Genomic DNA, 19,587 nt, shown 5'->3' with positions numbered 1-19,587 from the left:
CCGCAATGCTGAAAGGTTTCAGGGATTTCCTGCTCCGCGGGAACGTGATCGATCTGGCGGTCGCGGTCGTCATCGGTACCGCGTTCACCGCGGTCGTCACCGCCATCGTGACCGGAATCGTCAATCCCCTCTTGGATGTGTTCGGCGGCGCGAACGAACACGGCTGGGGCTTCTATCTGGATTCCAGTAAACCGTCCACATTCATCGCACTCGGCCCCATCGTCACCGCCGTGGTCAACTTCATCCTCATCGCGGCGATCCTGTACTTCATTCTGGTGCTGCCGGCGGGCCGGCTGATGAAGCGCTACGGCACCGAGAAGGAAGCCGTGATGACCGAGGTCGCACTGCTCACCGAGATCCGTGATCTGCTCTCGGAGGGCAGCAAGAGCGCCGGCGGCCGGCACGAGTTCGCCGACGTCGATTCCCTACGCCGACAGGGGGATTCGCAGCGGAGCCGGTGACAGCGCCGGCCCTGCCGCGTATCCGGAACAGCTCAGCCCAGGCTGAACGGCTTACCCCACAGCGTCACCCAGGAGATGACGTTGTCGGTCTCGACCTCGACGCTGACGAACGCGCGCGCCTGCGCGTAACCGCCACATCCGGTCAGGCCGATGATCTCGTCGGACCAGGCCACCGAACCGCCGGCACCCTGGAACTTGTTGCGGGACTTGTGCACGTCCGGTCCGAAGTCGTCCTTCTCCTCACTGTCGAGGATGTAGAACGACTTCGCCTGGCCCGGACCGAGAGTCATGTTGCCACCGATATTTCCGCCGGCATCCGGCTTGGCGTTCTCGCCGTCGCTCCAGTCCATGCTCGCGCCGGGACCGCCGTCGACCCCGCCGCCGGAGATGTCGACCTGGCATCCCACGGTGTATCCGGGGTAGATGCTGCCGCCCACGGCGGTGGTATCGCCGGACAGCTCGACATGGGCGTTGCCGGAGACCCACGCGGTGCGGTGCACCGGCGTCGCGCCGAGCGACGGAGTGATCTTCGCGGATTCGCCGTCCAGCCAGACGTGCACCACGGTGCCGTCGGACAGCGTCTTGGACAGGTCGCCGCCGGGCAGCGCGACGAAGGTGTCGGCGTTGGCGGCACCGGTGGAGAACAGGCCGAGCGCGACGGCCGCCACGGCGCCGAGGCCCGCGATGCGCGCACCCCACCGCCGACCGTTCGCACGGTTGGTATTCATATGTCCCCTCATCAGGTTCTTGCCGTGGGCCACGAACTCCATCGGGCGGCGCGACGCGCGCGCCTACCCGGAGCCTTCGTGACCCGCAGGTGAAGCAGCCGAACGGGACAATAAACGGCACGCCTCACCGCTGCCAACATCGGGCGATGAACGTAACGGGTTATCCGTGATGAGGGGGCACCTGCGCGCGCAGCCAGTCGTCCGAGGAGCGGGGTAGCTCACCGTCGGGGGCGCGCTCGTCGCTGCTGGTGCGCGGCAGCGTCTCACCGAAGACCCGCGCCAAGCGCGCGGCCTCCGCGGCCGACCGGGCGCGGCCCTTCGCCGGGCGATCCGCGGACTGCGAATCGCCCGGACGCTGCGCCCCTGTCGGCCGGTCGGTCATACCGTGATTATTCCGCCAAGCCGGACAGTTCGTCGACGACCCGGCTCACCAGCGGGCCGAGCGTCGCCATACCGTCGCGCACGGCATCGCGGGTGCCGGGCAGATTGACCACCAGGGTGCTGCCCGAGACCCCGGCCAGACCCCGCGAGAGGCCGGCGTCGAGCGAACCGGCCGCGAGTCCGGAGGCGCGCAGCGCCTCGCTGATGCCGGGCAATTCGCGATCGAGTACCTCGAGGGTCGCCTCCGGGGTGACATCGCGCGGCGACATGCCGGTGCCACCCACGGAGATCACCAGGTCGACCCCGCCGATCACGGCGGTGTTGAGGGCGTTGCGAATCTCGATCTCGTCGCCGGCCACCGACACCGTGGCGTCGACGAGGAAGCCGAATTCGGTGAGCAGTTCGGTCACCAGCGGCCCCAGCGAGTCCACCCCGCCATGCGCGGTTCGATCGTCCACGACCACAACAAGTGCCCGGCCCGCCACGGGAGCATCGATTTCCATGTTGCTCACCGTAGCGTCCGTGGGCGACAACCACTCCGGTCCCCCGGGCTCGTCGGCGTCGGGTGTCGGGAGCACTGTCAAAGGACGCGGTTCACGGATCATCGGCCACCCTCCGCCGGTGCGGCGCCGAGGGTCACCTCGACGGTTTTCGGATTCTGTCCTTGTGGATCGGTGTAGGTGACCTTCACCTTGTCACCCGGTTGATGCGACCGCACGGCGGCGATCAGCGAATTGCCCGAGTCGATGACCTGATCGTCGACCCGGGTGACGATCGCACCCGACGGAATGCCCGCCTTGGCTGCCGGGCCGTCCGGTGTCACGTCCAGGACCCGAGCGCCGTTGACGTCGTCCTGCGCGCGCACCGAGATCCCGATCTGAGCATAGGTGGCGTGGCCGGACTTGGTCAGCTCATCGGCGACGCGACGGGCCTGATCGACCGGAATCGCGAAGCCCAGACCGATCGAACCGCTCTGCGAACCGGGCATTTCCGAGGCGCCGAGGGTGGCGATCGCGGTGTTGATGCCGATCAGCTTGCCGTTCGTATCGACCAGCGCGCCACCGGAATTGCCGGGGTTGATCGCCGCATCGGTCTGAATGGCGGAGATGACCGTGCCCTGCGAGCCGGCCTCACCACTGGTCGACACCGGGCGGTTGAGCGCCGACACGATGCCGGTAGTGACGGTTCCGGCCAGGCCCAGCGGCGAGCCGACCGCCACTACGGGCTGGCCGACCATCAGGTTGCGCGAGGTGCCGAGTTCGATCGGCGTCAGGTTGGTCTTGCCGGCCGCTTTGATGACGGCCAGATCCGACACCGGGTCGACACCGACGACCGAGGCGTTAGCGGTCGTGCCGTCCTGGAAGGCGACCTCCATCTTGGCGTTGGGGCCGGCACCGCTGGCCACGTGGTTGTTGGTCAGGATCAGCCCGTCCGAGGACAGCACCACACCCGAGCCCTCGCCCTCCGCGCGGGCGCCCGCGACGCGGATCATCACGACGCTGGGCAGGACCTTCTGCGCGACCGCGGGCACGGATCCGGGCGGTGCGCTCGCCGAGGCGGGATCGACCGGCGCGGGCGCGTTCAGGGCGTTGTCGACCGGCGCGTTGTTGTCGTCCGAGCGTGTGGCGAGGGTGCCGACCGCACCGCCGATACCACCCGCGACGAGCGCCAGCACGACGGCGCCGGCGAGCAGGCCCGCGCGGCCGCGGCGGCGCGGAGTGCCGGCGTAGGCGCCGGTGGGATCGGCGCCCGAACCGGTGGGATACGGTTCACCCGCGCGGTGCTCGCCGGTGGCGTAGGGCGTGCCGGAGGGGTACGAGCCGGGCTGCTGATAGCCCTGACTCGAGGTGTGGCCCGCCGCGTACGGGTTGTACGGCGGCATCGGCGCGGTGTGGCCGGCCGCGGGATCGGCGGCGAACCCCGGATGCTGTCCCGGTCCGTACCCTTGCCCCGGTCGGTCGGGCCCGCCCTGTCCGGGATTCGTGAACTGCTCGGTCCGATGCTCGCCGGACGCTTGCTGGCCGGGCTGTACCTGCGGGCTCCCACTCGAACCGGCCGGTCCCGGCCCCGGCGACTGCGCACCCGCGTCGGCCCCACCGGCCTGCGACGACGGCCCTGCCCACTGCGACGGTTGCCCCCACCCGCGCGAGGCGTTCCCGGCATCCCCCGACTGCGAAGCGGTTCCGGAACCTGTCGACGGCGGAGTCGGCTCGGCCCCTCCCGACTGGGGAGTCGAACCGGTCGGCTCGTCGCGCCTGTCCCTCGAATCCTCGGTCATATTTCTCGTTTCTCCTCGAGTCTGTCGCCCAGCCTGGTGACAGCGACTGAGAGCGGACTGAGACCGTGCTTTCAGTTCTCCGTGACTCCGTGCCGTATCCGGGTTTCCGCGGGAGCGGGACGCCGCACGGGTCACAGTTTATGGGGCGCCCCCGCACGCGCCCGGCGATTCCGGATCGCCGGTGATCACCCCCGGCGCTCCCCGGCGACCGGCGGTTCGCCGGGAAGGACGATGCGCACCAGCGTGCCGCCACGCTCGGAGGTGTCCACGGTGATCGTGCCGCCGTGTTTGGACACCACCTGTTTCACGATCGCCAGACCCAGCCCGGAACCGGGCATCGATCGCGACGCCGTGGTGCGGTAGAAGCGTTCGAAGACCAGTTCCCGTTCCTCCGGCGGAATACCCGGCCCGGCATCGTCGATGGCGATTTCCATGAGCCCGGGCCCGGTTTCGCGCATGGTCAGGACGACCTGCGCCTCCGGCGGACTCCACTTCGCGGCATTGTCGAGCACGTTGAGGATGGCTCGCTCCAGCCCGGCGTCGTGGCCGTAGACGAACCACGGCCGCAGTTGCGCCGAGAATTGGACGTCCACGCGCCGCCGCCGCACCCGTTCCAGTGCGCGCTCGGCGACCTCGCCGAGATCGACCCGCTCGTAGACGGTTTCGGGCGCGTCCTCGCGGGCCAGGTCCACCAGGTCTCCCACCAGCGTGGACAGCTCCTCGATCTGGGCGATCACATCCGCGCGCAACCCCGCCATGTCCTCCTCGGGAATCGGGGGCGCGTCCGGGCGCGAGGAGGCGATGAGCAGTTCCATATTGGTGCGCAGCGAGGTCAGCGGGGTGCGCAGTTCGTGTCCGGCGTCGGCCACCAGCCGCCGCTGCCGATCGCGAGATTCGGCCAGCGCCCGCAACATCAGATTGAAACTCTCGGTGAGCCGCGCCAGTTCGTCGTCACCGGTGACCGGAATCGGCGCCAGATCGTCGGTGCGCGCGACGCGTTCGGTGGCCGCGGTCAATCGCGCGATGGGCCGCAGCCCCGTTCGCCCGACCGTGGCACCGGCGGCTCCGGCGACCAGCACGCCGCACCCGCCGATCGTGAACAGCAGCCACGCGAGCCGGTCGAGCACTTCCCGGGTGGGTTCCAGCGACCGCGAGATAACCAGCGTGGCACCGGATTTCGTGCGCCGGGCGAGCACGCGCTGATTGTTCGCGGTCCGCAGCGAGACATCCGCCCTACCGTGCGCCACCGCCATCTCGGCCGGGCCGATCGGCGGATCCATCGGCTGCGGCGGGGCATAGGGCACATCGACGTCGGGGTAGATCAGCGCGATGCCGATATCGTTGGAGTACAGGCTGCTGAACATGATGATCGCCTGGAAACCCTGCAGGTCGATGTTGTTCTTGACCATCACCTCCGAGCGGCTGCGCAATTGACTGTCCACATCGGCGTACAGGGCGCGAGCGACCAGTGCGTAGGCGGCGATCGAGGTCACCGCGACGGCGATGGCCACCACCGAGGCGGCCAGCAGCGTCACCCGCCAGCGCAGCGACACCGATCGGGTCAGCGGCATCGGCGGGCGCATTTCGTGCGGATCGGGACGCGGCCCCAGCCGGGCCACGCGATCGGGACGGCCACCGTGCCCCGGATGAGCTCTTGCCACGACGCCCCGGCCTACGGAGGAGTCTCGCGCAGCACGTAACCCACCCCGCGCACGGTGTGGATCAGTCGTGGCTCCCCCTCGGCCTCGGTTTTGCGGCGCAGATAGCCGATATAGACCTCGAGCGCATTACCGGAGGTGGGAAAGTCGTAGCCCCAGACCTCCTCCAGAATGCGGCTGCGCGTCAACACCCGGCGCGGATTCGCCATCAGCATTTCCAGCAGCGAGAATTCGGTGCGGGTCAGGCTGATGGCGCGCTCGCCGCGCGATACCTCGCGCGTCACCGGATCCAGGGACAGATCCGCGAAACGCATCGTCTCCGAGGAATCGGTGGCCGGGTCGGCGGTGGTGCGGCGCAACAGGGCGCGCAAACGCGCCAGCAATTCCTCGAGCGCGAACGGTTTGGGCAGATAGTCGTCGGCGCCGGCGTCGAGCCCGGCCACTCGCTCCGACACCGAATCCCGGGCGGTGAGTACGAGAATCGGCAGATCATCACCGGTGCTGCGCAGGCGGCGGCATACCTCCAGGCCGTCCAGCCGCGGCATCATCACATCGAGCACCAATGCATCGGGCCGGGACGCGCTGACCTTCTCCAAGGCGTCGACGCCGTCGACCGCCAGCTCGACGGAATATCCATTGAAGGTGAGCGACCGGCGCAGCGACTCGCGCACCGCGCGATCATCGTCGACTACCAGAATGCGCATGGCCTCCAGTTTGACCGGATCGACTGAGAGCCGACTGAGAACCGACCATTCGACACGCCGCACATCCACAACAGATGACCTGCGGAATCATCGAAAATAGTTCCGAGAAGTATGCGTTGCACACGAAAGTTGTTGCGCCGAGCCGATTTAGACCGTTGTCGCTGGACCCCTCCAAATTGCCGCGAACGTGTTCTCGCGGTATGTTGCCTGCGGTAAAAGTAAACCTCTAGTTGGTTCTCAACCCGTTGGACCCGAACGGCCAGACGCGGGCGGCGGCCGGAACCCGGGGCACGTGCGCGAGCGGAGGCGACGGAAGCGGGATGGGCACTGCACCGCGGCCATGGCAGAGGAGTCTGTCCAATCTGTCCGTGACCAGCAAGGTCGGCATCGTGCTACTGCTGCCGGTCGTGCTGGCATCGGCATTCGCCGTTCTTCGAATCAAGGACGAGCTCGGCACCATCTCACAGCTGAACACAGCCAGTGAGCAGGCGCGGATCATTCGGCCGACCCTCGACTTCGGTTCGGCGGCCAACAATCTCGCCGTCACCCTCGGCAACGGCGAACACGTTCCGCAGTCGGCGCTGGACCAGGCCGCGGCCCGGTTCGACCAGGCCGCGGCGGATCTGCAGACGGCGCTGCAGAATTCGGCGGCCGACAAGCGGGTCGCCACCGAACTCACCGAGGCGCTGGCGGCCGGGCGCACCCTGCGCAACAGTCTGCACGGCGGTGCGCCGCAAGAGGTGGTCAAACAGGCGAGCGAGGTGAACGGCCACGTCAGCAACGCCGTCTCCTCGCTGGCGACGCCGAAGGAAACCACCCTCGAGCGCTATTACGTGCAGATGGGTGTCATCGCGATCGCCCGCCAGATGTTCACCCAGCAGCAGCTGGCGCTGGAGAGCGGCGAGATCGGCAACAACCCGGCCGTGCTGGCCCAGGTCCTGACGGCCACCGGCGCCGAGCTGACCATGATCAACCAGTACGCGGTCGTGCAGCCGGAATCGGCGCTGAAGCCGGATGTGCTGCTGGGTGCGCTGCAGACGCGTATCGCGGCGATGAGCCAGAACGCGGTCGAGCCGATCAACGTGCCCGGCGTCGTGCAATCGCTGCAAACCAGCACCGACACCTACAACGAGGCCACCAACCATCTGGTCGACCTGATCGACTCCGGACTGTCGGACCGCTCGGTCGACGCGCGCGGCACGGTCCTGCGCGATGTGGCGCTGGTGGTCGTCACCCTGCTGGCCGGTCTGGCCCTGGCGCTGGCGGTCGCCCGCTCGCTGGTCGTCCCGATTCGCCGCCTGCGCCGCGATTCGCTCCAGGTCGCGCACACCGACCTGCCCGCCGAACTCGCGGTCGTGCGCGGCGGCGGCGCGACCCCGGAGATCGTCCCGGTCGACGTGCAGACCACCGAGGAGATCGGCCAGCTGGCCCGAGCCGTCGACGACATGCACCGCCAGGCGTTGTTCCTCGCCGCCGAACAGGCCCGCCTGCGCCTGCAGATCAGCAATATGTTCGAAACGCTCTCGCGGCGTAGCCAATCCCTGGTCGAACAGCAGCTGTCGCTGATCGAGGATCTGGAACGCGACGAGGACGACTCCGATCGGCTGCAGAGCCTGTTCCGCCTCGACCACCTCGCCACCCGCATGCGCCGCAACGGTGACAACCTGCTGGTACTCGCCGGCACCGCGCTGCGCCGCGGACATCTGCCGCCGGTGCCGCTGTCGGACATGCTGTGGAGCGCGGTCTCCCAGGTCGAGGATTATCAGCGCGTCGAAATCGGTTCGGTGCCCGACGGTATCGTCGCCGGTGAGCCCGCCGTCGACATCGAACACCTGCTGGCCGAGCTGATCGACAACTCACTGCGCTACTCGCCGCCGAATACGCCGGTGGCGGTCTCGGTATCGCGCGCGGTGGACGGCGGATATCTGATCGAGATCACCGACCGCGGACTCGGCATGTCCGCCGACGATATGCGCGCGATCAACGAGCGCCTGGCCTCCGGTGGTGAGGTCACCATCGAAACCGCTCGCCGCATGGGTCTTTTCGTGGTCGGCCGCCTGGCGGCACGGCACACCATCACGGTCAGCCTGCGTCGCACCTCCACGATGGCGCAGCAGCCGGGCATCACGGCCAGTGTGCATCTACCGGGTGCGCTGGTCTCGCCCACCGAGGCCGTCGTCCCGCCGGCCATCTCGACGTTCACCACACCGGCGGCGGACTTCCCCTCCCCGGTCACCGAATTCCCCGCTCCCGGCCGCACACTCACCGCGGTGCCCAATCCGCCGGAGCGGTTCGGGGAGACGTCGGAGCCGGCCCGATTCACCAGCGCCGGACTGCCGCAGCGCCGTCCGGCCGGCCAGTCGGATTCCGACTCCACGGCCCAAGTCACCCGGCTCACGCCGCTGCCGGACGTCGCCGAGAACGACGATCGCGCGCCGGAACCGCTCGACGACGGCGTGCTGCGCGGTGCCGAGACCGGGCGCGAGAACGCCTTCCACGACGACCGCGGCGAAGAGAAACAGCGCGACGAACGCGCCGAGGCCGAGGAGGCCGAAAACGCGAGTCGCGGCCAGGATTTCGCCCCGGCCTCCGATCCGTGGAACCCGGTGACCGACCGCGATCTGCAACAGATCGTGCCGCCCCGGCGTCCCGCCCCGGCCGATCCACGACCGCAACCCCAGCCGCAGCCCATCGATATCTGGGCCGAAACGGCGATCATGACCCCGGCACAGCGCACCCCGGACCGCGAACCGGCGCCGCTGTCCCGCCACGGCGCGACTCTCGCGCCACCCCGGCCCGATGCCTATCAGCACGATGCTCCTCAGCAGGATGCTCAGGCGCCGGCCAAACCGGAATCCCCCACGCCGATCTATCAGCGCATGGTGTCCGAATGGCTGGTCGAACCGTCCTCGAACGCGCCGACCGGCGCCTGGTCGTCTCCCGCCGACGAGGGCTGGGCGGCGGCCGCGGACGCCAGCACCCCGACCGCGACCACCCGTACCACGGGTGGCCTGCCCATCCGCCGGCCCGGTGCGCAGCTGGTGCCCGGCGGAGTGACGCAGGACGATGCCGTCGAGGCTCGGGATCCGGAGGAAATCCGCAACAACTTGTCAAGGCATTTGAGCGGCGTCCGCAGCGGACGCGTCAGCGTCCGAGACAACACGGCCCAGTACGACCCCGCCGATACGGCCGGATACGACCCGGCCGGGCCGGCCCGATTCGACACGGCCGGGCGGAACAACGCTCAGCAGAACGACGGAGGCTTTGCATGACCGACACTGCGCAGAACAGTACGGACGAGAATTTGAACTGGCTCGTCACCCGCTTCACCAGAGAGGTGCCTGGAGTCTCGCACGCGGTGCTCGTCTCGGCCGACGGCCTGCTCCAGGCGACCAGTCCGCACCTCCCGTCCGATCGGGCCGAACAGCTCTCCGCGGTGACCGCCGGTCTGGCGAGTCTGTCGGCGGGGGCGGCGCAATTGTTCAACGGCGGCAAGGTGATGCAGTCGATCGTCGACATGCAGCGCGGCTACCTGCTGGTGATGAGCGTCGGCAACGGCTCGCATCTGGCGGTACTGGCCAACAAGCAGCACGACATCGGCCGCATCGGTTACGAGATGGCCCTGCTCGTCGATCGAGTCGGATCGGTCGTGCAAGCCACGGCCCGTTCGGCGGTCTGACGATTGCGATGTCCAGCTCGTTCGGAGCCGGGTCCGGCCGGCCAACCACTCGCGTCCGTCCTTATGCGCTGACCGCTGGGCGCACCGAACCCGCGGTCGAACTGCCTCTCGAGGCGGTCGTGGAAACACTGCCCTACGCCAATCAATTCGATTGGCCCGCAGGCGATATTCGAACAGATATTCTGCGTCTGGGCGCGGGGCGGCTCTCGGTCGCCGAAATCGCCGCCCATCTGCAACGTCCCCTGGGCATGATCCGGGTGGTGATCGGCGACCTGGTGGTGGCCGGCACACTGCGGGTGCACACCACGCTCAGCGAGGACGCCACATTCGACGAGCGGCGATCCCTGATGGAGAGGACCCTGCGTGGACTCCGTGCCCTTTGATACCGCGGCACCGCCCCGGCCCGCCGGGGCACCCTCGACGGCCGAGCGGTATCCGCCCGCGCCGCAGCCCGATTCCGCGCAGATCGGACCGCTCGGACCCAATTCCCCGGGCTCGCACCCGCAACCGCCGCTTCCATACCAGAATCCCCCCATGCACTTTCAGAACTCGACGGCTCCGATGCCGCCCCACCCGGAGCTCGACAGCCGCACCGCCTCGACCAAGATCGTGGTCGCGGGTGGGTTCGGCGCCGGGAAGACCACTTTCGTCGGTGCGGTCTCGGAGATCGTGCCGCTGCGCACCGAGGCCATGGTGACCGGCGTATCCGACGGCATCGACGACCTGTCCGCCACCCCGGGCAAGGAAACCACCACGGTGGCCATGGATTTCGGCCGCATCATCCTGCCCGGCAACCTGACGCTGTACCTGTTCGGCACGCCCGGGCAGCGCCGATTCTGGTTCATGTGGGACGACCTGATCCGCGGTGCGATCGGCGCCGTCGTGCTGGTCGACACGCGCCGGATCGAGGACAGCTTCGCCGCGGTCGACTTCTTCGAGGCGCGCGGGCTGCCATTCCTGGTGGCGGTCAACAGGTTTCCGAGCGCACCGCGTTTCCCGGTCGCGGAACTGCGGGAGGCGCTGTCGATCCGCGAGGGCGTGCCGGTGGTCGATATCGACGCCCGGGACGCCGGGGAGGTTCGACGGGCGCTCGCCGCGGTCACCGAATACGCGATCGCGCGGTTGACCGCCACCCACGCGACGGTGGGACAGAGCTGAGCGGTGCGAGCTGAGGGGAAGCGATGAACTACTTCACCATGGGGTACTGGGTGCTGGGCCTGGCACTCGGGGTTTCCGCGGCCGGCGCGGTCGTCGGACTGGCCTGTGTTCGCCAGTCGACGCTCTCGGTCACCGCGCGGTTCCGGTTGGTGTGGCTCACCGCGGCGGCAGTGTCCATCGGCGGCGTCGGCACCTGGCTGGCGGTGTACGTCACCATGCTCGGTGTCGGGGTGTCGGCCGGTGAGATCCGCTACGACATCGCCCGGATGGTGGTGGCGACGGCCGTCGCGGTGGCGGCGGTCCTGGCCGGCCTGGTGATCACGGGCAAGGTGAGCACGCTGGTGCGGGTGATCACCGGCGGCGTGGTGATGGGTATCGGCATCGGCATCATGCACCTGCTCGCCATGGGCGCGATCCGCGTGCAGGGATCGGTCGACGTGAACATCTGGATGTCGCTGAGCGCGGGGGCGCTGGCCGTCGCGGCCTCGATCGGTGTGCTGTGGGCCACCACCCGTTTCCACGCGATGCTGCCACTGGCCGGGGCGGCCGCACTGTATGCGCTGGCGGTCACCGCGATCCACTACCTCGGCCAGGCCGGGGTGCACGTACATCTCGACACCGCGGTCGGCCAGCCCGACGGCGACGATCTGTTCACCCTCTTCGTGCCGGTGTTCGTGATGGGGACGCTGTCGTTGGCGGTCCCGATCACCGCCGTGCTGGTCGCCCCCGACCGCACCGGAACCACCCGCTCGCGGCAGTTGGCACAGGCGGCGAATTCTCCTGCCGGACAGACCGCTTCGCCGGCCGGGAAGGCGCGCCCGGCGGCTCGGGCACCGCAGCCGGTGAGCTGAGCGGATTCGCGGCGCCGGGCCGCGCACAGACGAGAATCGGGGCGGGCCGTACGGCCCGCCCCGATCGCGTTGCGCTACTGGTGATTACCCTTCGGCGGGCGCGTTGATCCGGTTGAAGTACTCGATCGCGACGAGCACGCCGGAGATGCCGCCGACGCCGACCAGACCGGCCGCGGCACCCAGCGGGGCGCCCAGGGCGGCACCGGTCAGGCAGCCGCCGATCCAGCCCGGGACGACAAGGAACGGGGTGCCGAGGACGGCACCGAGCGCACAACCGCCGGCCAGGCCGATCGCGGTGCCGACGAGGGTGCCGATGCTGGTGGCGATACCGAGCTCGTTGATCGCACTCTGGTTGGCCGCGTCGAGATCCGAACGGCTGGCCACATCGTGCAGCATCGGCGCCGGGTGAGCGGCGGCGCGGTCGGTGCTCGGCACCAGGGTGGCCTGGTTACCGTCGATCTGCGCGGCGATCGGGAACTCCAGACCGTCGTGCTGATAGCTCAGCGGAAATCCGGCTACCACCTTGCCCTGGTTGTCGCGGACCTGGAACTCGTTGCCTTCGGTCGTCAGCGACCCCGCGTCCGTCTTCACCACAACGGATTTGTCGACAACGTTTGCCGTGTAATGAATGTCGGGGTTGGCGGCCGGAGCCGGAGCTGCGAATGCGGTGCCGGTGGAGATCCCAAGAGCAGCGATGACCAGAGCCGATGTTGCGGCGAACTTCCTGAGCTTCATTCCCTCATACACTTTCTTCAGCAGTTTGCGGCGCCGATACCCTGGCGCCTGAGCTCGAAATCGAAACCCTTAGACAGGCTGTCGTGCACCCATTACGAACACGTAACAAAGGCCGTTAATAAGCCGCCAAGAAGATGCCAGGAATGTTAATAAACTGAAAATTCGGACATTTTCCGGCGGCTGAGCCAGGGTCGGCAAACGCGCAGCCGCCCGCGCGCCGACGTCTCCGGCCCCCGATACACGGCGCCCGCCGGCCGACCGGCATCCGCACGGGAACCGCTCTGCTGGGCGTCACCGCCCCGATCTCGGGGCACACCGGAGGAGCTCCGCGAATTACAGTGTGGAGCAGGCATTTCGGCCCGCGGCGGGAGCGATGAGGAAGGTACCGGATGTGACTCCGGAGCAGGAAGCGATATTGCGCGATGTACAGGTGCAGCTGCGCGGTCCCGGTTTGGCGGGCTGGCCCCAGCTGGGCGACGACGACGGCACGGACGGCGGCGCCATATCGGAACGGACGGTCGTCGAGGCGCTGGGCACCGCCCTGCGGCAGATCGCCGAGTTGCGGACCGAGATCGCCGATCTGGAGACGACAGTGCTGGAACTGACCCGGCAGGCGCCGCCGGCGACCGAACTGCCGTGGCCGCTGTCGCTGGTGGCCGCCCTGCTGGAGAATCCGGCGGCGGTGATCGGTGAGCAGATCGCACGCTGGGAGTCGTTGCTCGAGGCCTTGCGACCGAAGCCGGACGATGCGCCGCAGCCCGGACAGCGAGCGTTGGAAGCGCGGTCACCTTCCGCGCGACATGAGTGAACGGCCCTGAAAGTGGCGATGAGCGGGTTCTCCTGTTGCCAGGAGAACCCGCCCTCAGCCACGAGGGTACCGGGGGCGTCTCAGGAAAACAGCAATTCCGCTGGACTTTTTCCGGCGCCAAAAACCAACCAGCAGTTGGCGATTCACATTCCAGCTACCGCCTCGCAAGCCCGATGACACCGATACCCCTGCTGGCTCCGATTTATTCGATAACCGATCGGTCGCTCGATTCAGGCAAACGCCACATATTTTCGACCGAAACCCGTGTCCTACAGCCGGGTCGGGTCGATCAGGCCACGTCGGACGGCGGTGACGAGTCGGCGCGGGATCTTGTGGACGACGCCCCCGACGCTGACCGGCACCAGGTCGGGAGGAGTCGCCTTCCAGTTCGAACGCCGGCTGTGGGTGTTGGCGCGCGACAGTCGTCGCTTCGGCACCGCCATCTCAGTTCTCCCCTCGCACAGCAGCGGGACGCGGTGTGCGCCTGCCGTATCTGCGCTCGAATTTCTCCACCCGGCCCTGGGTGTCGAGGACGCGATGCGCCCCGGTCCAGAACGGGTGGGAGTCCGCGGTGACGTCGACGGTGATCAGCGGATAGCTGTTGCCGTCGGACCATTCGACGGTGCGGGTGCTCGTCGCCGTCGATCGGGTGAGAAAGCGTTTGCCCGTGCTCACATCCTCGAAGACCACCGGGTGGTACTCCGGATGAATCCCTGATTTCATCGCCCTACCTTTCGTTCGGCCGGGATTCGACGCCGCGGCCGCCTGAGTTGTCGGATTCGGTTGTCTCGCAGGGGTCCTCGTGGAATTCGCCGAACGGATCGGCCCAGTGCGCGACCAGATCCGGCGCGTTGCGCAGCAGGATCATCTCGGCCTCGTCGAGCAGTGCCCAGTGCAGTGCGGTGCGGATGTCGTCCGGATCCGCGCCGCAGGTGAGGATCACCATCGAGATGTCGCGATCACCGAAGTGCTCGTCCCAGCGCAGCGCCGCCAGTGCCCGCCGATCGGGGTCGACCGATTCCCGTTCCGCGGGACTCATCGCCGCCAGCCAGGTTCCGGCGTCACCGACCCGCACTCCCCCACCGGCGGATTCCAGCCACACCACGCGCTCGGGCTGAGTCGCCAGCCAGATGCGTCCGCGCGCGGTGACCACGCCGTCGAACAGCACATCCATCGCCTCGTGCAGGCGGGTCGGATGGAACGGGCGATCGGTGGCGAATTCGATCAACGCCACACCGTGCTCCTCCGTCAGCGGTGGCCGGCCGCGCAACAACGGTGCGTGCGCGTCGAAGATGCGGCCGCGCCGGGAATCGGCCGGAATGCGGTCGAGCAACATCTCGATGCGCGCCGCGGCGATATCCCGCCCGTCGCCGACCCAGATCGACGGAGCCCGCGGCACCAGCCGATCCACGACCGACCGCAGCACGTCGCGCTCACCGTCGCCCACCTGGTCCGTACCGAAAACCACGAGGGCGTCGGCGAATTCGACCTGTCCGACGGCGAGTTGCGCCACCGTCCGGTCGTCGTCACCGGGGCCGCCCGCCCGTTCGTCGATCGTCTCGTCGCTCAGCGCGTCCGGCAGCCAGCTGCGGGCGTCGAGCCCGGTCACGACCGCCTCGATCCGCACATCGCGGGCGGCGGGCCCGTCGACGCGACCCACCAGGTCGACCACGGGCACGTTGCCGATCGCATGACATACGGCTTCCGCCTCGAAGGCCGGATCGAGCGCGATCACGATGCGGTGCACCGAATCTCGTGCCGCCAACCGGCACAGCAGCGGCAGCAGATCGGCGCGCAGCGTGCAGGAGACGCAGCCGTGCGCGAGTTCGTGCACGCTCGCCGTCTCCCGGCCGTCGAGGTGCACCCGGCGGCGCACCACACCCTCGGGCAGTGAGCTCAGATCGTGTCGCACGACGACGGTGCCGGGCGCCGAGCCCAGCAGTCGCGCGAGGTGATCCATACCGTCCGCGACCGGCCCCTGGAAGCCCGCCAGCAGCACGACGGGCGTGCGGCGGTCGGGATGTGACAGCACCGGAACCCCTTTCGATAATGATTGTCATTTGCTCCAGCCACACGGTACAGTCTGCGGCGACCGTTGTCGAAAATGATTTTCAGAAAGGAGCCCCATGTCGGCCCACTGCCAGGTCACCGGTCGCAAGCCGGGCTTCGGTAAGTCCGTCTCGCACTCCCACGTCCGGACCAACCGGCGCTGGGACCCGAACATCCAGCGCAAGACCTACTTCCTGCCCAGCGAGGGCCGCCGCATCACGCTGCGCGTCTCGGCCAAGGGCATCAAGACCATCGACCGCGACGGGATCGAAGCGGTCGTGGCTCGTATCCGGGCGCGTGGGGAGAAGGTTTGATGGCCCGCAGCAATGAGATTCGACCCATCGTGAAACTGCGGTCGACGGCCGGGACCGGCTACACCTACGTCACCCGCAAGAACCGCCGCAACGACCCCGACCGCATGGTGCTGCGCAAATACGATCCGCTGCTGCGCCGGCACGTCGACTTCCGCGAGGAGCGGTGATGGCGAAGAAATCCAAGATCGCCCGCAACGAGCAACGCCGCGCTGTCGTGGCCCGCTACGCCGAACGCCGGGCCGAGCTCAAGGAGTTGATCCGCGATCCGGCCACCGCCGACGATCGCCGGGCGGCGGCACAGCTCGCGCTGCAGCGACTGCCGCGCGACGCCAGTCCGGTACGATTGCGCAATCGGGACGCCACCGATGGCCGCCCCCGCGGCCATCTCCGCAAGTTCGGACTATCCCGGGTACGTGTGCGCGAGCTGGCCCACCGAGGGGAGCTGCCCGGTGTACACAAATCGAGTTGGTAGACCATCGCAGATCTCGTCGGAAGGAACCGGCAGGAGCGGTCGGGGCGCCCGCGCGACAGCGTAGGACCAGAGCTCACGCCGAGAAAGGATGGCCCACATGGCAGTCAAGCGAGCACCGTCGAAGCGCATCCGCGCCGAACAGGCCCGGCGGCCCAAGAAGAATCCGCTGATCGCGGCCGGCGTCGAGACCGTCGACTACAAGGATGTGAACCTGCTGCGCACGTTCATCTCCGACCGCGGCAAGATCCGCAGCCGCCGCGTCACCGGGCTCACCCCGCAGCAGCAGCGGCAGGTGGCGGTCGCGGTGAAGAACGCCCGCGAGATGGCGCTGCTGCCGTTCACCAGTAGGTAGCGATGATCAACGAACGCCCCCGGTGCCGCGGCACCGGGGGCGTTCGCCGTTTCCGGTCACGGAATGGATCGCATCACAGCCACCGCATCGCCGCAGATAGGGTGAGCCCCATGGACTCCATCCCCGGACGACGCCGCATCGCAGCGGCGGCACTCGCCCTACTCGCACTACCGGCCCTGCTGGTCACCGCATGCGGGAACTCCGACAACGGTGGGGCACAAGGGAATACGACCACGGCCGCGGTCAGCACGCCGACCGAGCAGAATCCGCCGCAACCCGGCCGGATGTTCACCGCCAACTCGACGATCACCAATCCGCACCCGTTGCCGTTCGACAGCTGGAGCCGGGTGGCCCCCGACCGTATCGCGGTGAACTTCCAGATCGGCTCGCCGGAGTGCTATGGCGTGGACGCGTCCACCACCGAAACCGACACCACCGTCACCGTCGCCCTGAAGGCCGGCACGCTGCCCGAGGCTGCCGGGCGCATGTGCACCATGATCGCCGTCTTCGGCACGCTGGAGCTCCCGCTGAAGAAGCCCCTGGGCGACCGGAAAGTGCTGAGCGCGAACTGATTCGCGGGCCGGCAACCGCACCCTCGAACAACGTCGCCGCCCGCTGGAGGCACCAGCGGGCGGCGACGTCGGTGGTTACTCGATCAGTGCGCGAAGTGGCGCGCCCCGGTGAGATACATCGTCACGCCGGCCTCCCGGCAGGCGTCGATGGTCAGCTGGTCGCGCACCGAACCACCCGGCTGCACAATGGCTTTCACGCCCGCGGCGATCAGCTGCTGCGGACCGTCGGGGAACGGGAAGTAGGCGTCGGAGGCCGCCACCGAACCCTTGGCGCGGTCACCGGCGCGCAGGACCGCCAGATGGACGGCGTCGACGCGGTTGACCTGCCCCATGCCGACACCGACCGAGGCGCCGTCGTGGGCCAGCAGAATCGCATTCGATTTCACGGCACGGCATGCGCGCCAAGCGAATTCGAGATCGGCGAGGGTTTCGGCATCGGCCGGCTCACCGGTGGCGAGGGTCCAGTTGGCGGGGTCGTCACCGTCCGCGTCGACGATATCGGTCTGCTGCAGCAGCGCGCCGCCGCTGATCGGCCGCAGTTCGACGCCGCCGCGCCGCGGTTCGTCGGCGATCAGGATGCGCACGTTCTTCTTGCGCTGCAGCACCTCCACCGCGCCGTCGGCATAGCCGGGGGCCACGATGACCTCGGTGAAGATCTCGGCCACCTGTTCGGCCATCTCGACGGTGACCTCGCGGTTGGCCGCGATCACACCGCCGAACGCGCTCACCGGATCGCAGGCGTGCGCCTTGCGGTGCGCCTCGGCGATATCGGCGCCGACCGCGATGCCGCACGGATTGGCATGCTTCACGATGGCCACCGCGGGTTCGGCGTGGTCCCACGCGGCCCGCCAGGCGGCATCGGCATCGGTGTAGTTGTTGTACGACATCTCCTTGCCGTGCACCTGCTTCGCCTGCGCCAGCCCGGCCGGGGCGGAGTCGTTGCGATACAGCGCGGCGGCCTGATGCGGATTCTCGCCGTAGCGCAGCACCGCGTCGCGGGTCCACACGCCACCCATCCACGACGGGAACTGCCCGCCCGCGGCCGAATCCGCGGTGTCCTCGGCGGTCAGCACGTTGGTCATCCAGCTCGCGACCGCGACGTCATAGCTCGCGGTGTGCTGGAAAGCCTTGGCGGCCAGCGTGGTTCGCTCGGCCAGGGTGAAACCGCCGCCGCGCACCGCGGTCAGCACGTCGTCGTAGTCCCCGGTGTCGACCACGACCGCGACCGAGGGGTGGTTCTTCGCCGCGGCGCGCACCATCGACGGGCCGCCGATATCGATCTGCTCCACGCATTCGTCGGGGGTGGCGCCGCTGGCGACGGTCTGCGTGAACGGATACAGGTTCACCACCACCAGCTGGAATGCCTCGACGCCCAGCTCCACCAGCTGATCGAGGTGCTCCTGCTTGCGGGTGTCGGCGAGGATGCCGGCGTGCACGCGAGGGTGCAGCGTCTTCACCCGGCCGTCGAGGGTTTCCGGGAAGCCGGTCAGGTCTTCGACCTTCGTCACCGGAATTCCGGCGTCGGCGATGCGGGCGGCGGTCGAACCGGTCGACACCAGCTCGACACCGGCGTCGTTCAGTCCGGTGGCCAGCTCGATGAGCCCGGTTTTGTCATAGACGCTCACCAACGCCCTGCGGATCGCCCTGCGTGCACCCGTGTCTTCGGGTCGTTCGCTGCGCTCACTCACCGGGGCCTCACTCATCTGGGATTACTGCCTTTCGTCCGTCGCAGACAATGCCTCGCGTGGCGACGGCGGCGACGGTGTCCGCCAGCAGCCGACGCTCCACAACTTTGATGCGCTCGTGCAAGCTCGCCTCGTCGTCACCGGGCAGCACCACGACCGGCTCCTGCGCGAGGATCGGTCCGGTGTCGACGCCCGCGTCGACCAGATGCACGGTGGAACCCGTCACCCGCACGCCGTAGGCCAGCGCGTCGCGCACGCCGTGCGCGCCCGGGAACGCCGGCAGCAGCGCGGGATGGGTGTTGATGATCCGGCCCTCGAATCGCTCCAGGAATTTCGGGCCGAACAGGCGCATGAATCCGGCCGACACCACCAGGTCGGGCGCGTAGGCCGCGACCGCGTCGGTGAGCGCGATATCCCAGGCGGACCGATCGGGATGGTCGGCCGGGGCCACCCGGAAGTCCGGAATGCCGGCCCGGACCGCATGCTCGGTCGCCGCGCAGGTCCGGTCCACGCCCACGGCGGCGATCCGCGCCGGATAGTCCGGCCGCTCGGTGGCCGCGATCAGCGATTGCAGCAGCGATCCCGTGCCCGAGGCGAGAACGACGAGGGTCGCAGGCGCGGTCGGAGGGACCAGCTGGGCGGGCGGGGTGGTCAGCGCTCTACTCCCTGTGCGTCGGGGCTGCCGGAGGGCGGCGAACCCGA

At 68.6% G+C, this 19,587-nt stretch carries 24 protein-coding genes; 12 read left to right on the top strand and 12 right to left on the bottom strand.

Annotated elements, in window-relative coordinates; translation table 11 throughout:
- Positions 1–5: 5 nt before the first annotated feature.
- A complete protein-coding gene (gene mscL, locus NK1_RS00445; protein ID WP_063006650.1) occupies positions 6–461 on the top strand; it encodes a large conductance mechanosensitive channel protein MscL in 456 nt (151 codons plus the stop codon).
- Positions 462–493: 32 nt separating this feature from the next.
- Here the strand turns inward: mscL and NK1_RS00440 are convergent, their stop codons facing one another.
- From NK1_RS00440 to NK1_RS00415, 6 genes are all read right to left on the bottom strand, one after another.
- Positions 494–1,189, bottom strand: a complete 696-nt coding sequence (locus tag NK1_RS00440) for an MspA family porin (protein WP_063006787.1) — start codon at positions 1,187–1,189, stop codon at positions 494–496.
- A 160-nt stretch (positions 1,190–1,349) separates the two neighbouring features.
- A complete protein-coding gene (locus NK1_RS00435) occupies positions 1,350–1,571 on the bottom strand; it encodes a hypothetical protein (RefSeq protein WP_063006649.1) in 222 nt (73 codons plus the stop codon).
- 7 nt (positions 1,572–1,578) lie between these two features.
- Positions 1,579–2,073, bottom strand: a complete 495-nt coding sequence (locus NK1_RS00430; RefSeq protein WP_081879443.1) for a MogA/MoaB family molybdenum cofactor biosynthesis protein — start codon at positions 2,071–2,073, stop codon at positions 1,579–1,581.
- Between the two features lie 98 nt (positions 2,074–2,171).
- On the bottom strand, positions 2,172–3,452 hold the full coding sequence (locus NK1_RS00425) for a S1C family serine protease (protein WP_245660287.1): 1,281 nt from the start codon (positions 3,450–3,452) through the stop codon (positions 2,172–2,174).
- A gap of 581 nt (positions 3,453–4,033) precedes the next feature.
- Positions 4,034–5,431 (bottom strand): sensor histidine kinase, encoded by a 1,398-nt coding sequence (locus tag NK1_RS00420; RefSeq protein WP_084460489.1) that lies wholly within the window; start codon positions 5,429–5,431, stop codon positions 4,034–4,036.
- 89 nt (positions 5,432–5,520) lie between these two features.
- Positions 5,521–6,210, bottom strand: coding sequence for a response regulator transcription factor (locus NK1_RS00415; protein WP_039780838.1), 690 nt, complete (start codon positions 6,208–6,210; stop codon positions 5,521–5,523).
- Between the two features lie 368 nt (positions 6,211–6,578).
- On the opposite strand from NK1_RS00415, the gene NK1_RS00410 reads away from it, so the two are divergent.
- The 5 genes from NK1_RS00410 to NK1_RS00390 all read left to right on the top strand — a co-directional run bounded on the left by NK1_RS00410 (position 6,579) and on the right by NK1_RS00390 (position 11,898).
- A complete protein-coding gene (locus NK1_RS00410; protein ID WP_063905865.1) occupies positions 6,579–9,482 on the top strand; it encodes a HAMP domain-containing sensor histidine kinase in 2,904 nt (967 codons plus the stop codon).
- Positions 9,479–9,889: a roadblock/LC7 domain-containing protein gene (locus NK1_RS00405; RefSeq protein ID WP_030515097.1), complete on the top strand. Its 411-nt coding sequence runs from the start codon at positions 9,479–9,481 to the stop codon at positions 9,887–9,889. Before NK1_RS00410 ends, NK1_RS00405 begins: the two co-directional genes overlap by 4 nt.
- An 8-nt stretch (positions 9,890–9,897) precedes the next feature.
- Positions 9,898–10,272: a DUF742 domain-containing protein gene (locus tag NK1_RS00400; RefSeq protein ID WP_051025076.1), complete on the top strand. Its 375-nt coding sequence runs from the start codon at positions 9,898–9,900 to the stop codon at positions 10,270–10,272.
- A 151-nt stretch (positions 10,273–10,423) separates the two neighbouring features.
- The gene (locus NK1_RS00395; RefSeq protein ID WP_228533681.1) at positions 10,424–11,047 is read left to right on the top strand and encodes a GTP-binding protein; all 624 of its coding nucleotides are present in this window, start codon (positions 10,424–10,426) and stop codon (positions 11,045–11,047) included.
- A 23-nt stretch (positions 11,048–11,070) separates the two neighbouring features.
- Positions 11,071–11,898: an MHYT domain-containing protein gene (locus NK1_RS00390; protein ID WP_063905864.1), complete on the top strand. Its 828-nt coding sequence runs from the start codon at positions 11,071–11,073 to the stop codon at positions 11,896–11,898.
- 84 nt (positions 11,899–11,982) lie between these two features.
- On the opposite strand, the gene NK1_RS00385 is transcribed toward NK1_RS00390, so the two are convergent.
- Complete coding sequence (locus NK1_RS00385) at positions 11,983–12,633, bottom strand: DUF8020 domain-containing protein (protein ID WP_063905863.1); 651 nt, start codon at positions 12,631–12,633, stop codon at positions 11,983–11,985.
- A gap of 373 nt (positions 12,634–13,006) precedes the next feature.
- Here NK1_RS00385 and NK1_RS00380 point away from each other — a divergent pair, with 373 nt between their 5' ends.
- On the top strand, positions 13,007–13,441 hold the full coding sequence (locus NK1_RS00380) for a hypothetical protein (protein ID WP_157104016.1): 435 nt from the start codon (positions 13,007–13,009) through the stop codon (positions 13,439–13,441).
- Positions 13,442–13,710: 269 nt separating this feature from the next.
- On the opposite strand, the gene rpmF is transcribed toward NK1_RS00380, so the two are convergent.
- From rpmF to mrf, 3 genes are read right to left on the bottom strand one after another with little or no spacing between them, the layout of a single operon-like run.
- Positions 13,711–13,884 carry a 50S ribosomal protein L32 gene (rpmF, locus tag NK1_RS00375; RefSeq protein ID WP_063006645.1) on the bottom strand — a complete coding sequence of 58 codons (174 nt, stop codon included), beginning with the start codon at positions 13,882–13,884 and terminating at the stop codon, positions 13,711–13,713.
- Position 13,885: 1 nt separating this feature from the next.
- Entirely contained in the window at positions 13,886–14,164 is a 279-nt protein-coding gene (locus tag NK1_RS00370; protein WP_063006644.1) for a type B 50S ribosomal protein L31, read from the bottom strand.
- A gap of 4 nt (positions 14,165–14,168) precedes the next feature.
- A complete protein-coding gene (gene mrf, locus NK1_RS00365; RefSeq protein WP_439955919.1) occupies positions 14,169–15,473 on the bottom strand; it encodes a ribosome hibernation factor-recruiting GTPase MRF in 1,305 nt (434 codons plus the stop codon).
- A gap of 94 nt (positions 15,474–15,567) precedes the next feature.
- Between mrf and rpmB the strand changes: the two genes are divergently transcribed.
- From rpmB to NK1_RS00340, 5 genes are all read left to right on the top strand, one after another.
- Positions 15,568–15,804 carry a 50S ribosomal protein L28 gene (rpmB, locus tag NK1_RS00360; RefSeq protein ID WP_063006643.1) on the top strand — a complete coding sequence of 79 codons (237 nt, stop codon included), beginning with the start codon at positions 15,568–15,570 and terminating at the stop codon, positions 15,802–15,804.
- Positions 15,804–15,971 (top strand): 50S ribosomal protein L33, encoded by a 168-nt coding sequence (gene rpmG, locus NK1_RS00355; RefSeq protein WP_036505471.1) that lies wholly within the window; start codon positions 15,804–15,806, stop codon positions 15,969–15,971. Before rpmB ends, rpmG begins: the two co-directional genes overlap by 1 nt.
- A complete protein-coding gene (gene rpsN, locus NK1_RS00350; RefSeq protein WP_039780833.1) occupies positions 15,971–16,276 on the top strand; it encodes a 30S ribosomal protein S14 in 306 nt (101 codons plus the stop codon). The genes rpmG and rpsN overlap by 1 nt, the downstream gene beginning before the upstream one ends.
- Before the next feature lie 97 nt (positions 16,277–16,373).
- On the top strand, positions 16,374–16,628 hold the full coding sequence (gene rpsR, locus NK1_RS00345; protein ID WP_040722001.1) for a 30S ribosomal protein S18: 255 nt from the start codon (positions 16,374–16,376) through the stop codon (positions 16,626–16,628).
- A gap of 110 nt (positions 16,629–16,738) precedes the next feature.
- Positions 16,739–17,200 carry a hypothetical protein gene (locus NK1_RS00340; RefSeq protein WP_063006642.1) on the top strand — a complete coding sequence of 154 codons (462 nt, stop codon included), beginning with the start codon at positions 16,739–16,741 and terminating at the stop codon, positions 17,198–17,200.
- Between the two features lie 83 nt (positions 17,201–17,283).
- On the opposite strand, the gene purH is transcribed toward NK1_RS00340, so the two are convergent.
- Together purH and purN are read right to left on the bottom strand one after the other, a co-directional pair.
- Positions 17,284–18,903 (bottom strand): bifunctional phosphoribosylaminoimidazolecarboxamide formyltransferase/IMP cyclohydrolase, encoded by a 1,620-nt coding sequence (gene purH, locus NK1_RS00335; RefSeq protein ID WP_063006641.1) that lies wholly within the window; start codon positions 18,901–18,903, stop codon positions 17,284–17,286.
- Entirely contained in the window at positions 18,896–19,540 is a 645-nt protein-coding gene (gene purN / locus NK1_RS00330; RefSeq protein ID WP_174552681.1) for a phosphoribosylglycinamide formyltransferase, read from the bottom strand. The genes purH and purN overlap by 8 nt, the downstream gene beginning before the upstream one ends.
- Between the last annotated feature and the right edge of the window lie 47 nt (positions 19,541–19,587).

The organism is Nocardia kruczakiae NBRC 101016, assembly GCF_001612965.1.
Lineage (GTDB): Bacteria > Actinomycetota > Actinomycetes > Mycobacteriales > Mycobacteriaceae > Nocardia > Nocardia kruczakiae.
Note: the sequence above shows the minus strand (reverse complement) of the source record. Positions and strands in the feature narration are given on the sequence as shown.

What these genes read in the sequence shown, in the direction of transcription:
- NK1_RS00415 (WP_039780838.1), bottom strand. Translation starts at nt 6,210, where the DNA reads ATGCGCATTCTGGTAGTCGACGATGATCGCGCGGTGCGCGAGTCGCTG.
- rpmF (WP_063006645.1), bottom strand. Translation starts at nt 13,884, where the DNA reads ATGGCGGTGCCGAAGCGACGACTGTCGCGCGCCAACACCCACAGCCGG.
- NK1_RS00400 (WP_051025076.1), top strand. Translation starts at nt 9,898, where the DNA reads ATGTCCAGCTCGTTCGGAGCCGGGTCCGGCCGGCCAACCACTCGCGTC.
- mscL (WP_063006650.1), top strand. Translation starts at nt 6, where the DNA reads ATGCTGAAAGGTTTCAGGGATTTCCTGCTCCGCGGGAACGTGATCGAT.
- NK1_RS00430 (WP_081879443.1), bottom strand. Translation starts at nt 2,073, where the DNA reads ATGGAAATCGATGCTCCCGTGGCGGGCCGGGCACTTGTTGTGGTCGTG.
- rpsR (WP_040722001.1), top strand. Translation starts at nt 16,374, where the DNA reads ATGGCAGTCAAGCGAGCACCGTCGAAGCGCATCCGCGCCGAACAGGCC.
- NK1_RS00440 (WP_063006787.1), bottom strand. Translation starts at nt 1,189, where the DNA reads ATGAATACCAACCGTGCGAACGGTCGGCGGTGGGGTGCGCGCATCGCG.
- NK1_RS00405 (WP_030515097.1), top strand. Translation starts at nt 9,479, where the DNA reads ATGACCGACACTGCGCAGAACAGTACGGACGAGAATTTGAACTGGCTC.
- NK1_RS00425 (WP_245660287.1), bottom strand. Translation starts at nt 3,452, where the DNA reads ATGCCGCCGTACAACCCGTACGCGGCGGGCCACACCTCGAGTCAGGGC.
- NK1_RS00340 (WP_063006642.1), top strand. Translation starts at nt 16,739, where the DNA reads ATGGACTCCATCCCCGGACGACGCCGCATCGCAGCGGCGGCACTCGCC.
- NK1_RS00390 (WP_063905864.1), top strand. Translation starts at nt 11,071, where the DNA reads ATGAACTACTTCACCATGGGGTACTGGGTGCTGGGCCTGGCACTCGGG.
- NK1_RS00385 (WP_063905863.1), bottom strand. Translation starts at nt 12,633, where the DNA reads ATGAAGCTCAGGAAGTTCGCCGCAACATCGGCTCTGGTCATCGCTGCT.
- rpsN (WP_039780833.1), top strand. Translation starts at nt 15,971, where the DNA reads ATGGCGAAGAAATCCAAGATCGCCCGCAACGAGCAACGCCGCGCTGTC.
- NK1_RS00435 (WP_063006649.1), bottom strand. Translation starts at nt 1,571, where the DNA reads ATGACCGACCGGCCGACAGGGGCGCAGCGTCCGGGCGATTCGCAGTCC.
- NK1_RS00370 (WP_063006644.1), bottom strand. Translation starts at nt 14,164, where the DNA reads ATGAAATCAGGGATTCATCCGGAGTACCACCCGGTGGTCTTCGAGGAT.
- NK1_RS00420 (WP_084460489.1), bottom strand. Translation starts at nt 5,431, where the DNA reads ATGCGCCCGCCGATGCCGCTGACCCGATCGGTGTCGCTGCGCTGGCGG.
- rpmG (WP_036505471.1), top strand. Translation starts at nt 15,804, where the DNA reads ATGGCCCGCAGCAATGAGATTCGACCCATCGTGAAACTGCGGTCGACG.
- NK1_RS00395 (WP_228533681.1), top strand. Translation starts at nt 10,424, where the DNA reads ATGCACTTTCAGAACTCGACGGCTCCGATGCCGCCCCACCCGGAGCTC.
- NK1_RS00380 (WP_157104016.1), top strand. Translation starts at nt 13,007, where the DNA reads ATGAGGAAGGTACCGGATGTGACTCCGGAGCAGGAAGCGATATTGCGC.
- purH (WP_063006641.1), bottom strand. Translation starts at nt 18,903, where the DNA reads ATGAGTGAGGCCCCGGTGAGTGAGCGCAGCGAACGACCCGAAGACACG.
- rpmB (WP_063006643.1), top strand. Translation starts at nt 15,568, where the DNA reads ATGTCGGCCCACTGCCAGGTCACCGGTCGCAAGCCGGGCTTCGGTAAG.